The sequence below is a fragment of the Pectobacterium brasiliense genome (assembly GCF_013449685.1).
GTDB lineage: Bacteria > Pseudomonadota > Gammaproteobacteria > Enterobacterales > Enterobacteriaceae > Pectobacterium > Pectobacterium brasiliense_A.
Genome location: NZ_JACDSF010000020.1, coordinates 45,800 through 59,612, shown reverse-complemented (window position 1 = coordinate 59,612; position 13,813 = coordinate 45,800). Strand labels below are relative to the sequence as shown.

13 protein-coding genes are annotated in these 13,813 nt (G+C 54.6%); 6 read left to right on the top strand and 7 right to left on the bottom strand.

The genetic code is table 11. The features are described from left to right. Together H0248_RS10105 and rhaB are read right to left on the bottom strand one after the other, a co-directional pair. Nucleotides 1-1,263, bottom strand: a complete 1,263-nt coding sequence (locus tag H0248_RS10105; RefSeq protein ID WP_180785835.1) for an L-rhamnose isomerase — start codon at nt 1,261-1,263, stop codon at nt 1-3. Then, complete coding sequence (gene rhaB, locus H0248_RS10100) at nt 1,260-2,750, bottom strand: rhamnulokinase (RefSeq protein WP_180785834.1); 1,491 nt, start codon at nt 2,748-2,750, stop codon at nt 1,260-1,262. The genes H0248_RS10105 and rhaB overlap by 4 nt, the downstream gene beginning before the upstream one ends. A gap of 337 nt (nt 2,751-3,087) precedes the next feature. Here rhaB and rhaS point away from each other — a divergent pair, with 337 nt between their 5' ends. From rhaS to H0248_RS10080, 4 genes are all read left to right on the top strand, one after another. Further along, entirely contained in the window at nt 3,088-3,927 is an 840-nt protein-coding gene (gene rhaS, locus H0248_RS10095) for an HTH-type transcriptional activator RhaS (protein ID WP_180785833.1), read from the top strand. A gap of 24 nt (nt 3,928-3,951) precedes the next feature. Beyond that, complete coding sequence (locus tag H0248_RS10090) at nt 3,952-4,806, top strand: helix-turn-helix domain-containing protein (protein WP_180785832.1); 855 nt, start codon at nt 3,952-3,954, stop codon at nt 4,804-4,806. Between the two features lie 61 nt (nt 4,807-4,867). Next, the gene (locus tag H0248_RS10085; protein ID WP_110162773.1) at nt 4,868-5,158 is read left to right on the top strand and encodes a CopG family ribbon-helix-helix protein; all 291 of its coding nucleotides are present in this window, start codon (nt 4,868-4,870) and stop codon (nt 5,156-5,158) included. Next, nucleotides 5,146-5,451 (top strand): type II toxin-antitoxin system RelE/ParE family toxin, encoded by a 306-nt coding sequence (locus H0248_RS10080; protein ID WP_012822278.1) that lies wholly within the window; start codon nt 5,146-5,148, stop codon nt 5,449-5,451. Before H0248_RS10085 ends, H0248_RS10080 begins: the two co-directional genes overlap by 13 nt. Nucleotides 5,452-5,510: 59 nt before the next feature. Here H0248_RS10080 and H0248_RS10075 read toward each other — a convergent pair whose 3' ends face one another. From H0248_RS10075 to H0248_RS10060, 4 genes are read right to left on the bottom strand one after another with little or no spacing between them, the layout of a single operon-like run. Then, a complete protein-coding gene (locus tag H0248_RS10075) occupies nt 5,511-7,220 on the bottom strand; it encodes a dipeptide ABC transporter ATP-binding protein (protein ID WP_180785831.1) in 1,710 nt (569 codons plus the stop codon). After that, nucleotides 7,217-8,083 carry an ABC transporter permease gene (locus tag H0248_RS10070; protein WP_180785830.1) on the bottom strand — a complete coding sequence of 289 codons (867 nt, stop codon included), beginning with the start codon at nt 8,081-8,083 and terminating at the stop codon, nt 7,217-7,219. The genes H0248_RS10075 and H0248_RS10070 overlap by 4 nt, the downstream gene beginning before the upstream one ends. After that, the gene (locus H0248_RS10065; protein ID WP_039282569.1) at nt 8,076-9,035 is read right to left on the bottom strand and encodes an ABC transporter permease; all 960 of its coding nucleotides are present in this window, start codon (nt 9,033-9,035) and stop codon (nt 8,076-8,078) included. Before H0248_RS10065 ends, H0248_RS10070 begins: the two co-directional genes overlap by 8 nt. Further along, nucleotides 9,013-10,626, bottom strand: coding sequence for an ABC transporter substrate-binding protein (locus H0248_RS10060; RefSeq protein WP_180785829.1), 1,614 nt, complete (start codon nt 10,624-10,626; stop codon nt 9,013-9,015). Before H0248_RS10060 ends, H0248_RS10065 begins: the two co-directional genes overlap by 23 nt. A gap of 575 nt (nt 10,627-11,201) precedes the next feature. Here H0248_RS10060 and H0248_RS10055 point away from each other — a divergent pair. Then, nucleotides 11,202-11,816 carry a YagU family protein gene (locus H0248_RS10055; RefSeq protein WP_180785828.1) on the top strand — a complete coding sequence of 205 codons (615 nt, stop codon included), beginning with the start codon at nt 11,202-11,204 and terminating at the stop codon, nt 11,814-11,816. A gap of 125 nt (nt 11,817-11,941) precedes the next feature. On the opposite strand, the gene rhaT is transcribed toward H0248_RS10055, so the two are convergent. Continuing rightward, nucleotides 11,942-12,976: an L-rhamnose/proton symporter RhaT gene (gene rhaT, locus H0248_RS10050; protein WP_180785827.1), complete on the bottom strand. Its 1,035-nt coding sequence runs from the start codon at nt 12,974-12,976 to the stop codon at nt 11,942-11,944. A gap of 325 nt (nt 12,977-13,301) precedes the next feature. Between rhaT and H0248_RS10045 the strand changes: the two genes are divergently transcribed. Then, entirely contained in the window at nt 13,302-13,808 is a 507-nt protein-coding gene (locus H0248_RS10045) for a TIGR00645 family protein (RefSeq protein ID WP_180785826.1), read from the top strand. Nucleotides 13,809-13,813: the final 5 nt, after the last annotated feature.

The window sequence follows — 13,813 nt, the reverse complement described above, 5'->3', positions numbered from 1 at the left end:
TTACCCTTGACGTTGAGTGAGGATGGTTTCTTCATACTGACGTACCTGTTGCAGCCATTCGCTGCCCGGGATGACGTCATGACGCTGGCAGTAGTGTTCCCACACGGCCTGCCACGGCAGTGATTTTTGCTCTTCCAGCAGGGCCAGACGCGCGGTGTAATCGCCGTTTTGTTCCAGTGTGCGCAGCGTTTCCGTGGGTTCCAGCAGCGCGCGTAACAGGGCTTTCTTCATATTGCGGGTACCGATGACCCAGGCGGCGATGCGGTTGATCGAGGCATCAAAAAAATCGAGCCCGATATGCACGCGGTTAAGCAGTTTATGGCGCACGATTTCGTGTGCGATGGCCTGGGTTTCGTCGTCCAGCAGCACCACATGGTCGCTGTCCCAGCGTACCGGACGGCTGACGTGCAGCAGCAGACGCGGAACGTACAGAATCGCACTAGAGATCTTGTCGGAAATGACTTCGGTTGGATGGAAGTGTCCGGCATCCAGACAGAGCGCAGTGCCGCGGCTGGTTGCGTAGCCAAGATAAAATTCGTTGGAGCCGACGGTAAAACTTTCCGCACCTATTCCGAACAGCTTACTTTCCACTGCGTCGATGTGATATGCCTGATCGAGCGGTTCGGAAATGATCTCATCCAATGCGCTGAGCAGTCGCTGGCGGAATGCCAGTCGATCAATGGTTAAATCTTTCATGCCGTCCGGCACCCAGATATTCATTACCGATGGCGTGCCGAGTTCGCGCCCGAAGTAGGCTGAAATCCGGCGGCTGGCCTGACAGTGTTCAATCCAGAAACGGCGTACTTTTTCGTCCGGGTGCGACAGGGTAAAGCCGTCTGCGCTCAGCGGATGAGAAAAACAGGTCGGGTTAAAATCCAGACCGAGCTGGTGGCGCTTGGCCCATTCAACCCAGGTGCTGAAATGCTCGGGGGCAATCTCGTTGCGGGCGACGGGCTGGGCAGATTCCAGATAGATGGCGTGTAGGTTCAGTCGCTTAGGGCCTGGGATCAGCGCGAATGCCTGTTCCAGATCGGCACGCAGTTCATCCGGTGTGCTCGCCTTACCGGGGTAGTTCCCCGTGGCCTGAATGCCGCCGGTGAGTGGCCCGCCGGTGTTCTCGAATCCGGCCACATCGTCGCCCTGCCAGCAGTGCATTGACACTGGAATCTGGTCTAGCTGTTCCAGCACGGCCTCTACGTCAATATTTATGCTGGCATAACGCGTTTTTGCCAACTGCCAGGCAGCTTCAATAGGTGTGCTCATTGCGTGGTCTCCTTTTTGCCCTGTGGGGCGGTTTCTGGCTGGCTGAGCGCCTGAAAACGACGCCAGTGCCCGGCAAAATCACTCTCCGCACGCGGGGTATAGCGATGCAGAGGGAAGTTATGAGTCAGCATGTGCCGGAATGCGGCAAGGTCGGTGACGGCGCCTAGCGCCATCAGTTGGCAGCCGATATTGCCAAGTGTTGAGGCCTCGACCGGCCCGGCCAGAACCGGAATCTGGCACACATCGGCGCACAGTTGGTTCAGGAAGGCGTTCTGGCTGCCGCCGCCGACAATATGCAGTTGGCGGATTGGCGCGTGGCGCAGTTCGCCCAGTTCCATTACCACCTGTCGGTAGAGCAGCGCGAGGCTGTCGAAGATGCAGCGTGCCAGTTCGGCATCGCTTTGGGGCGCAGGCTGGCCGTGCTCACGGCAATAGTCGCGGATCGCCTGATGCATGGACGGCGGATTGATAAAGCGATCGTCATTCGGGTTAATCAGACTGACAAAAGCGGGCAGAGCGGCGGCAGACTGAATCAGCGCGCCTAAATCCTTGATGTCACGCTCCTGACAAACGCGCTGTAGCAGCCACAGCCCCATGATGTTTTTCAGTACCCGATAGGTGCCATCCACGCCACCTTCGTTGGTGATATTGGCGGCCAGCGCCTGCGGGCTGTTAAACGGCGTGTCGCTCTCGATACCCATTAGTGACCAGGTGCCGGAACTGAGGTAGGCGCTGTCGCGGCTCAGTAACGGTGCGCCGACCACCGCGCTGGCGGTGTCGTGCGTGGCGACAGCGGTGACGGGAATTTGCCGTCCGCTTGGTGCTGTCCAGTTCCCTACGGCGTGCCCCGGCTGCACCGGATCGCTCAACCAGCGGCGCGGGATGCCCAGATAGTCCAGCAGTTCGCTGTCCCAGGTTTTCTGTTCCAGATTAAGCAGTTGGGTCGTGCTGGCATTGGTGTATTCGCAGACCAGACTTCCGGTGAGGCGATAGTGAAAATAGTCGGGAATCATCAGCAGGTGTGCCACCTGATTCAGATCGTCAAATGATGTGTCACACAGCGCTTTAAGCTGGTACAGCGTATTAAATGGCAGGAACTGAATGCCGGTACGCTGATAGATCGCCTCACGCCCCAGCTCGGCGGTGACCGTAGCCATCACGCCGTCGGTGCGGTGGTCGCGATAGGAATAGGGTAGGCCAACGCGCTGCCCGTCCTTATCCAGCAACACATAGTCCACGCCCCAACTGTCGATCCCGATGCTATCGGGGGTGATACCCATGGCATCGATTTGGTGTAATCCTGTGAGGATATCGCCTTCCAGCGCGGCCAGATCCCACTGGTGATGGTTGTCCTGAAACACCAGCCTGTTGCTGAAACGGTGAATTTCTTTCAGCGTCAAATGCTGCGTTGCGGTGTGCAAGGTTGCCAGCATGACCCGACCACTGGATGCACCTAAATCCACCGCCACGATATTCTTCACCGCCATAGCCGCACTCCTTACTTGTTAGATGTGTTGCAGTGTAAGGAGCGGTAACAGAAGCCACCTTCCTATGAGTGCCATCTACAACAGGCGGCTGGCAAAATGACAAAGCTGAACGTGAAAGGGCTCACAATCTGGGAAATTACTTAGGGAATAACCATGAGGAAATCAGGGAAAAAGGCGGTGTGATCCTTGCCACACTTCAATCAATTAGGCGGTGAGATCTTAAAAAAAGAGCAGTCAGATGGCGTGTGGGCGACGGTATTTGAAGGCCGGTTTTGTGGCTTCTGACTACTCTTTTTCAAAGGCTACACTTTTGCCAGAGGCTGAATGGAGAACTGAAATGACGTTACTTCGTGGTGATGATTTTTTTACTTCGCGTGCCGTAACGGTTGCGGTGGAGCCGCGTACCCCACAAGTGGCGTTTCCTGAGCATTATCATGATTTCTGGGAAATCGTGCTGGTGGAGCAGGGGGCGGGCGTCCATGTGTTTAACGACCAACCCTATGCACTGTGCAGCGGTTCGGTCTTCTTCGTTCGCGATAACGATCGGCATCTGTTTGAAGACGTCGAAGGGCTGTGCCTGACCAACATGCTGTACCGTTCGCCACGCGGGTTCCGCTTCCTTTCCGATATCGCTGCCTTTTTGCCGTATGGCCCGAACGGCGAGTGGCAAGGGCAGTGGCAGGTGAATGCGACGGGTATGCAGCAGTTGAAACAGTCGATGAACAGTCTGGCGGAACTGGCGCAGAGCGATGCACCGGAAGCGATTGCCGCCAGCGAGAGTCTGTTTCTGCACATTCTGGTGCAACTGCGTCAACACTGTTTCCAGACGCAGGCCAATGGCTCCGAGCGTCAGGGGGTACAGGCGCTGCTGGGCTGGCTACAAAATAACTACAGCGAAGAGGTGAACTGGGGCAGTCTGGCCGATCAGTTCTCACTGCCGCTGCGCACGCTGCACCGTCAGCTCAAACAACACACGGGTATGACGCCACAACGCTATCTGAATCGGTTAAGATTACTGGAGGCTCGTCGGCGGTTGCAGCAGAGTGATGATTCCATCACCACTATTGCGCACGCCTGTGGATTTAGCGACAGCAATCACTTCTCGACGCAATTCCGCAAGGCATTCTCGCAGGCACCTAAGTCACTGCGCCATCAGGCGTTTTCTCGTGAAGAGTAGGTAACGGCAACTGCGGGTGAGGGAATGACGACAGTAATACGGGGTTTGAAATTACAGACTGAAGACTATTTCCTCACCGACAAGAATATCGTGATGGTTGCCGAACGGCATCCACAGCCTGTGTTTCCGCTGCATCATCATGATTTCGATGAACTGGTGATTGTCTGGCGTGGCAACGGCCTGCACCTCTGGAATGATGTGCCTTACCGCATTACTCGCGGGGATATGTTCTATGTCTCTGCGAACGATCGCCACAGCTATGAATCTGTCCACGGGCTCGAACTGGACAACATTCTCTATATTCGCAATCGCCTGACGCTATCTGCCGACTGGCAATCGTTATTGCCAAGCGGGGAGCTACCACAAAGCCAGCGTCACTGGTGTTTAGGTTCAGAAGGTATGGATACCCTCCGCGAGAAGGTGGATGCGTTGACGCAGGAGTGCATGAAGTCGGATGCGTTGTCGCTGCAACTGAGTGAAGCACTGCTGTTGCAGATAGCGCTACTGGCGGCGCGCTATCGCCACACGCCGGATAGTCCACAGTTGGCCGATGCGCATCAGTTGGATATGTTGATGAATGCGCTGCGTGCCAGCATCGCAGCACCGTTCCGCTTTGAAGCCTTCTGTGAACAGCACCACTTCAGTGCCCGCAGTTTACGTTCGCGCTTTAAAGAACAAACCGGCATGAGCGTGCCGCACTACTTGCGCCAACTGCGGCTATGCAAGGCGATGGAGCTGCTGCGTTATGACCTGCAAACCATTGGCGACGTTGCCGCACTGTGCGGCTTTGAAGACAGCAACTACTTCTCCGTGGTGTTCCATCAGGCGTTCGGCGTCTCACCCAGCGCCTACCGCCAGCGCTTCCTGAATGCGGAGTGACACCCGCATCATTCAGGGTTAATATCATTGGTGACACCAGTGATATTAATCGGAGCACATCATGGCTGACACGCCACGCCAAACCACGACGCTGCGCATCGATCAGGACATTAAAGAACGACTGAAAACGTTGGCCGATGACCGCCATAGCTCAGCCCATGCGCTAATGCTGGAAGCCATCGCCGAATACGTGGAGCGTGAAGAAAAACGCAGTCAGTACCGTAAAGAGGCGCTGGCCGCGTGGGATGAATACCAGAGCACCGGCGAACACATCACCGTCGATGAGACGGTCACCTGGTTAGAATCCTGGGGTTCTGGGAGTGAACAGGATGCGCCTGCATGCCACAAGTGATTGTTTCAGAACGCGCAAGACGTGATTTGCAGCGTCTGCAGGATTTTCTAAAAAACAAAAATGCGCTGGCTGCGAAAAAGGCCGCTGAAGTTTTGATTCGCGGCATTCGTCAGTTAGAAGCGCTGCCGAATATCGGGCGACCCGTTGAACATCTCCCTCTTGAATATCAGGAACTGGTGATCGAATTCGGCAGCAGCGGGTACGTGATGCTTTACCGCCATGATGAACTGACTGACAGAGTGGTGATCCTGACCGTCAAGCATCAAAAAGAAGCCGGTTACCAAAACCCTTAATCCTGTCCTCTGAGATTCCCCATTCGCCAAATTCAGCGTGCCACTACACGTCAACAGCGCTACTCCGCCACCGTTGAAAGCAACAGGCGCGTGTAAGGGTGCTGCGGCTGATTGAAGATCTGCTCGACCGGCCCCGTTTCTACGATATCCCCGTCTTTCATGACCGCGATGCGGTGGCTCATATGCTGCACCACGCCCAGATCGTGGGAGATGAACAGCATCGTCAGCCCTAGTTGGTGTTGCAACGCCACTAGCAAATCCAGCACCTGCGCCTGTGTGGTGACGTCCAGCGCCGAGACCGGTTCATCGCAGATCAGAATCTCGGGTTCCGAAGCCAGCGCCTGTGCGATGGAAACGCGCTGACGTTGCCCGCCGGACAGCGCTCTTGGACGGCGGCTCAGTAGGTCGGGCGTCAAGCCGACATACTCCAGTAGCGTCAGAATGCGCCGCTGTTTCTCATCGTCGCTCAAATCGCGGCGCAGGCGCAGCGGCTGATTCAGGATCTGGGCGACGGTAAATTGTGGATCGAACGAACTGAGCGGATCCTGCGTGATCGTCTGAATGCGTGCGCGCAGCGGCCGGCGCTCGCGTTCCGTTAACGTGCTCCAGGCATTGTCCGCGAGTCGGACTTCACCGCTGTCCGGCTTTTGCAGCGCCAGAATGACTTTGCCTAGTGTGGTTTTACCGGAACCGGATTCCCCAACGATGCCCAGCGTTTCGCCGCGCTTGATCTGGAGAGAAACCTGATTGACGGCCTGCATCCGACTGCCGTCAGGGCGCTTGAACGACACTGCAATCCGATCCGCCGTGAGTGCAATGGCGTCGCCGGTGTTGGTGTGATTGGCTGCCAAAGAAGCGGGTGACGGTGCAATGCCGCTCTGTAATGGGTCCGCACCAGCCAGCCACTTTCCACGGGTAGACGCGGTCGGGATCGCCGCCAGCAACTTGCGGGTGTAGGGATGTGTCGGCGCGGACAGGATCTGCTTCGCCTCACCGCCTTCTACCAGCGATCCTTGCTGCATCACGATGACGCGATCCGCTACCTCTGCGACGACGGCAAGATCGTGGGTGATCAGTAAAACGCCGTGCCCTGCCTGTGCTAATGCGGTGAAGACTTTCAGCACCTGCTTTTGCACCGTGGCGTCCAGCGCGGTAGTGGGTTCATCGGCAATCAGCAGCTGTGGGCCTGCTGCCAACGCTGAAGCGATAAGCGCCCGCTGACGCAGCCCGCCGGACAGCTCATGTGGATACTGCGCCGCGCGATTCTCTGGATCGGGAATGCCCGCCTTCGTCAGGAGTTCGGCGACGCGTGCGGGAACCTGCTGGCGAGGCAACAGGCGATGAGTCAGAATCGGCTCGGCGACTTCCTGCCCGATCTTGCGCAGCGGGTCGAGAGACACCAGCGCATCCTGCAAAACAAAGCCGACTTCACGGCCACGAATCGCCCGCCAGTCGCGGTCAGTCAGATAGCGTAAATCACACAGGCTGCCATCATGGCGCGTGAGCTCAATCGCGTTTGCCTGTACGTCAACGTTTTCACCGGCCAGACCCACCAGCGTGCGGGCGGTGACGGATTTCCCTGAACCCGATTCGCCGACCAGCGCCAGTATTTCTCCAGCATTCACCTGAAATGAAAGGTTTTTAACCGAACGAACGGGGCCGAAAGGGCTGGGAAACGTGACACTTAGTCCGTCTACGCGCAGCAGCGGCGTTTTTGCGGACGTTTCTGAAGATGAATGAGAGGGGTGAGAATGTGTGTTCAGGCTCATCGTGCCTCTCCTTTTGCCAAAATGGACTGTAAACGACGTCCCAGCAGCGTGATGGAAATTACCGACAGCGCGACGACGCTGGCGGGCAGCAGGCTGACCCACGGCGCGATATCAAGGAAGTTGCGTCCGTCAGCCAGCAGCGCGCCCCATTCGGCGGTCGGTGGGACGACGCCCAATCCGAGAAAGCTCAGCGCCGAGGCGGACAGCACCGCATGGCCGACGCCAATGGTGGCGACAATCAGCAGCGGGCGCAGCGTATTGGGAATGATGTGGCGGAAAACGATATACAGCGGGTGTTCACCCAGCGCAATCGCGTGCTCAACGTAGCCGGATAGCCTGACTTGCAGCACCTGAGAGCGAATCAAACGCGCATAGCCAGCAATCCCCGCCAGACCGACGGCCAGCATGGTGTTTTCCGGTCCGCGTCCTAGGACGGCGATCACCAGCAACGCCAGCAGCAGATCGGGAAACGCCAGCATGATGTCCAGCAGGCGCACCAGAACCTGACGGATGCGCAGCGGCGCGAGCACCGACAGCGTGCCAAACAGCACGCCGCCGAAGCAGGCGATCAGCATCGCGCCGACGCCAATCCCCAGCGACAGCGAGGTGCCGTGAACGATGCGGGAAAAAATGTCACGTCCCAACTGATCGGTGCCGAACCAGTAAGTGCTATTCGGCGACTGAAATACCGCACCCATATCCATTTCGTCGGCGGTGCGGCTGGTAAATAGCGAGGGGAAAAAGACCGCCAGCGCCAGCAGGAAAACGATAGCCGCAGGCAGCAACGTCGCCGTGCTCAGCCACGGGCTGCGATAGGTTTTTCTTGAGGGGGTCTGAGTGAAGGGCATCGGTTCACTACTCATGGGCGCTCGCCTTCTTGCGTAAGCGGGGATCGATAATGAGGTACAGCGCATCCACCAGCAGGTTGATAACGACAAACAGGAAGGCGGACAGCATGACGACGCCCAGCACCAGCGGCATGTCGCGGTTTTCAATCGCGCTCAGCGTGACCTGCCCGATACCCGCGCGGCCAAAGACGGTCTCGGTCAGCACGGAGCCGCCGAGTACACTTGCCAGCAGCGTGCCAGTCAGCGTTGAGGCAGCCAGCGCTGCGTGGCGTAAACCGTGGCGGAAGCGTAGCCGGATTTCACTGACGCCGCGCGTGCGCACGGTGAGCGAGAACGGCTGGGAGAGCGCATCTTCCAGACCGTCGCGCAGTACCTGACTCAAAATAGCGGCAATCGGTAGGCTCAGCGTGATGACGGGCAGCACCAGCGACATGATGCCATCGTTGCCAGTGACCGGAAACCATTGCAGACGAAAACTGAACAGGCTTAGCAGAACGATACCAATCCAGTAGACCGGCGTGCTAAGCAGCGTGAGTTCCAGCCAGGACACGGTGGTACGCATGACACCATAGCGGCCTGCAGTCAGCAGTGCGCTGGTGATGGCAAGGAGCAGCGCCAGAATCAGGCCGCCGAGCGCCAGCGGTAGCGTTTCATGCATCGCATCGCTAATCACGCTGCCGACTGGCAGGCGGTAAAGATAGCTGACGCCAAAATCGCCCTGTAGCGCCTGTCCGCAGTAGCGCAGATATTGCACCCACAGCGGCTGGTCGAGCCCAAATTGTTTGATGAGTACGGCGCGATAGGCTTCGTCTACCACGTTATCGCCGCCGCTAAGAATGGCGACCGGATCGCCGGGGATCAGTTTGACAGCAATAAACGTCAATGTGGCTGCGCCCCAGAGCACAGCCAGAATGGTGAAAAGACGTTTACCTATCGCGTACAGATTAACGTTTAATCCAGACATCATAGAAGTTCGGTTTTGCGTTGGTGGCCCAGCTTATGCCCTGTACCTGTTTGGACAGGCCGAGTTGGTAGGCAGGAATATACAGCGGAACAACATACGCCTGATCGATGACCTCACGCTGTATTTCGCTATAGAGCTGTTTACGTTCTGCTTCGCCCGCGCCGATGGCTTTTCTCAGCTTGTCATTCAGTACGCTGATACGCGTAAAGTTGTTGCCGTTCGGTGGTGCATAGGCTGAATCGAAGACGGTACGCAGAATATCCGGCTCTGCACGCACGAAGAAGTTAGAAGCGATATCGTACTCGTTGGCATTGGTGCGCGTGGTGAATTCACCCGCATCAACCGGCGTCAGTTTGACGTCGAAGCCTGCCTGCTTCACTTGATATTGCACCGCCTGGAACAACGCGACATCCGCAGCTTCAACGTTGGTTGAAGCGTAAACGAAGCTGACGCTCAGGCGTTGGCCATCTTTGGTTCGGAAGCCTTCGCCGTCTTTCTGTTTCCAGCCTGCGTTATCCAGCAGTTCGTTGGCTTTTTTCACATCAAAGCCCCAGCGGGATGCGACGCTCGAATCGTAGTACAGCGTGGCCGGGCCGAGCACGTTATCGGCGGCTTTCAGCGTACCGAAGAAGGCGACTTTCACCGCCGCGTTGGTATCCACCGCGCTTTGGAATGCCTTACGCACCGCGACATCCTGGAAAGGGCCTTTGGTGGTGTTGAGATAGAGTACACGGTTAACGCCCGGGTTCTCATAGGTGATCACTTCCAGCTTCGGATTGCGTTTCACCGTCGGGAAATTAGCCGGTGGTACGGCGTCAATCGCTTGAATCTGGCCGCTGCTCAGTGCGCCGAGGCGAACCGACGCTTCCGGCAGATATTTGAACACCAGACCGTCCAGATAGGCTGGACCCGTGTGCTTGGCGTAACCCGGTCCCCAGTTGTAATCAGGACGCTTCGTCAGCTTGCTGCCGCTGCCTTTCACAAAGGAATCGAGAATAAACGGACCGGAACCCACCACGGTGGTGCTAGTGTTTGGTGTTTTCTTCAGGTATGTCGGTGATTGAATGCCCAGATACGGCAGGCTCAGGCCTTGTAACAGCGCCGCAAACGGCGAGCTGTAGTGGAGCACAATCGTATAATCATCCGGCGTTGAGATCTTGTCGATAGGACCTAACAGCGATTTTGCGTAGCTGGAGGTGGTTTTTGGATCGAGAATACGTTCGATGTTGTATTTCACCGCTTCCGCATCCAGCTTGGTACCGTCGCTGAACGTCACGTCCTTGCGCAGGTGGAAGGTGTACTCGGTGTTGTTGTCGTTAATTTTCCAGCTTTCCGCCAGCCAAGGCGTAAAGCGGTTATCTTCCGCCTGTCCTACCAGTGAATCCACCACGTTACGCGCAATCAGCGCGGTAACGCCGTAGGCCGTAATGTGTGGATCGATAATCGGCGTATCGCTGCCCAATCCAACATTCAGAATACCGCCGGATACCGGTTTTTCACCCGTTTCCGCCGCGTATGCGCCGGGGTTGAATGCAAACAGTAACGAGAGTAACCCTGCGGCGAGAGTCGTAACTTGCGGATGATTTTTTTCCATTCCCTGTGTCCCTTACCAATGACATGAGGCCATACACGGCGATTTTTTCGCTACTCTAAAGTGTGGCCTTATGCATGTAAAAGAATAAAATTTGATTTTCAATTCCATAAAAATATATATGCGAAAGGGTGTTACGTTCGCTGATGAGTGGGGCTTCTGCTTGAAACCGCAGTGCCTCGAACTGCCGAAAATGAATATCAGCTTTTGCTGAGGTGAGGAAATATTCTGAGTGAGAGGGATACAAGGCGAGAGGATGAGTGACTGCACTGTTATTCTTTCACAAAAAAATAACCAGATTATTTCTTATTGATAATATTATTGGTGAATTATTATTCTTTCTCATCATTTTGGATATACATTTCGAACACGTTAGAGAATCTGGTTTTTCAATGATTGAATAAAAGTTTCACAAAAAATAAACGTGTGATTTCTCTTTTTTATTTTTATAAAATTTAAAACCGTGTTCCTAATAACAAAATAACCTAGAGAGATTGTTCGATATATCAATTAACCTCTTTATAAGTACATGATGTCTATGTAAGACTATAACCTTTAATGGTTAGATTGGTAAAAAAATGAACTTCTTTGAACAAACATCTCCCTCTCGGAGACGCTATGGATTAGCTGCTTTTATTGGTTTGATTGCAGGTATTGTTTCATCTTTCGTTAAGTGGGGAGCAGAACATCCGCTTCCTCCACGTAGTCCTACTGATATGTTTACCGGCGCTTGTGCACCAGAATCACTGATTAGAGCGGCCGAGCAAATTGATTGCTCTCGTAATTTTCTTAACCCTCCCTACATCTTTTTACGCGATTGGCTTGGGGTTGTTGACCCTAATGCGGCGGTTTATACCTTTGCCGGCCACGTATTCAATTGGGTGGGTGTGACGCATATTATTTTCTCTATTGTTTTCGCTGTAGGTTACTGCGTTGTTGCAGAAGTATTTCCTAAAATAAAATTATGGCAAGGTCTGTTGGCTGGTGCGCTGGCTCAATTATTTGTCCATATGATTTCTTTCCCATTGATGGGTTTGACTCCTTCTCTGTTTGTTCTCCCGATGTATGAGCATGTATCAGAAATCGTAGGTCACCTCATTTGGTTCTGGTCTATTGAGATTATTCGCCGTGATTTACGCAATCGAATGACTCGCGAACCTGATCCAGAGATTCCGTTGAGTGCTTCACGATAGGCTGTGATTTTATTTTAGATAATTAATACATCAACGGCTTAACGCATTTTTCCGCCAGTTGATTGACGCTATTGTCATCGCGTTCGGTACTTGCTTTGATGGCACCGAACGCGATGAGAAGGCGCTTACGCGGCCATGCCTAACCCGACGATATTCGCTGCCAGAATAATGACCACGCAGCCGAGAACCAGCATACGCACCGGTTTTTGACCCACAGCCTTCCACTCCTTAAATAGTAACCCGACGATACCGCCGCACAGGACGTAGAAGCTCATGTGCAGCATCCAACTGATGTAGGTGTAATCGGCTAGAATATTGGCGTGCCCCCAAGCATAAAAGAAGAACTGCAAATACCACATGACGCCGCCCAGAATGGCGAAGAGCGCGTTGGCAATCAGTAACGGTTTGGCCTGCGCCAGATCGGCTTTTAATGAAATTCCCTTGCAGGTCGCTAAACGGATGAAACAGAAGCCCAGGTTGACGATGGCACCGCCGCCCATAATCACCACGTAGCTGGGAAGTGCGACATACAGTGCGTTGATCCCCAGCTCTTGTGCTGCGGTGTGCATGGGTTTCGCGGCATCCATCGCAAAGGACATACCTGCGGAGAAGATGCCGCACATCACGGCCAGAATCAGCCCTTTTTTCAGGTTGAACTCCTTGGCGCGAATACCGAGCGCACGCTCTTTCAGTAAACCGGCATAGCTGACAATCGCGACGCCAATGACCGCGACCAGCACGCCCAGTAGCGTCATGCGTCCGCCTGCCGAGCCAAACAGAATGGAGAACTTACCTTGCAGGACGGGCGTCATCAGCGTGCCGATAATCAGCGTCACGCCGATGGCGATACCGATGCCCATCGACATGCCAAGGTAGCGCATCGTCAGGCCGTAGTTGATATTGCCGATCCCCCACATCGCGCCGAAGAGAAAGACGGGGAGTAGGGTCGCCATATCGAACGAACCGTAATAACGCCAAAAATCAGGTAGTAACCACCAACTGATGCACCAGGGCAGGATAATCCACGAGAAAAATCCGCCCAGCGACCACATGGTTTCCCACGACCAGTTTTTGACCTGCTTAAACGGTGCATAGAAACAGGCCGCGCTGGCTGCTCCGATGAAGTGCCAGAAAATACCAAGAAAAATCGGATCGCTCATGCGTAACCCCTTGTTTTATTTTGTGGTAAGCCTGTATTCGGCTCTGAATGTAGAGTGCAGTGTATGATTGCTGCCAGACCTGCTGGCGCTAGACAGTGTAGGAAGGTGAAAAAGGGTGAACCTTCAGATGCGTGCCACTAACGGCAGGAGGACGGCATCAGTTTGAAGGTGGGGGTCGGTCCGATCACAAAACGTGGAAATCATCGCTGAGGGCAAGACAGGGCAGAGCATTCTGTAAAGGGTGCATTCTGCTCAAGAATTGATTAACACCACAGCAGGACTTTTCGCTATTATTTCCCCCTTTTCCACCTGCATATAGTGAGTTATGGAACGTTTTATTGAGAATCTGATGTACTCATCGCGCTGGCTGCTTGCCCCCGTTTATCTCGGGCTATCGCTGGGATTGCTGGCGCTGGCGATCAAGTTTTTCCAGGAGGTGTTCCACGTCCTGCCTAATATCCTAGATATCGCTGAAGCAGATTTGGTGCTTGTGCTGCTGTCACTCATCGATATGACGCTGGTCGGCGGATTGCTGGTGATGGTGATGCTGTCTGGTTACGAGAACTTTGTCTCGGCGCTGGATATCTCCAAAGGCACAGAAAAGCTGAACTGGCTCGGTAAGATGGACTCCGGCTCGCTGAAAAATAAAGTTGCTGCCTCGATTGTCGCTATCTCGTCGATCCATCTGCTGCGCGTGTTTATGGATGCCCGTAATATCCCAGATAACAAGCTGATGTGGTATGTGATTATCCATTTGACGTTTGTGCTGTCTGCATTGGTCATGGGGTATCTGGATCGCATGTCGCGTTACGAAAAAAGTAAAACGGCATAACGAAT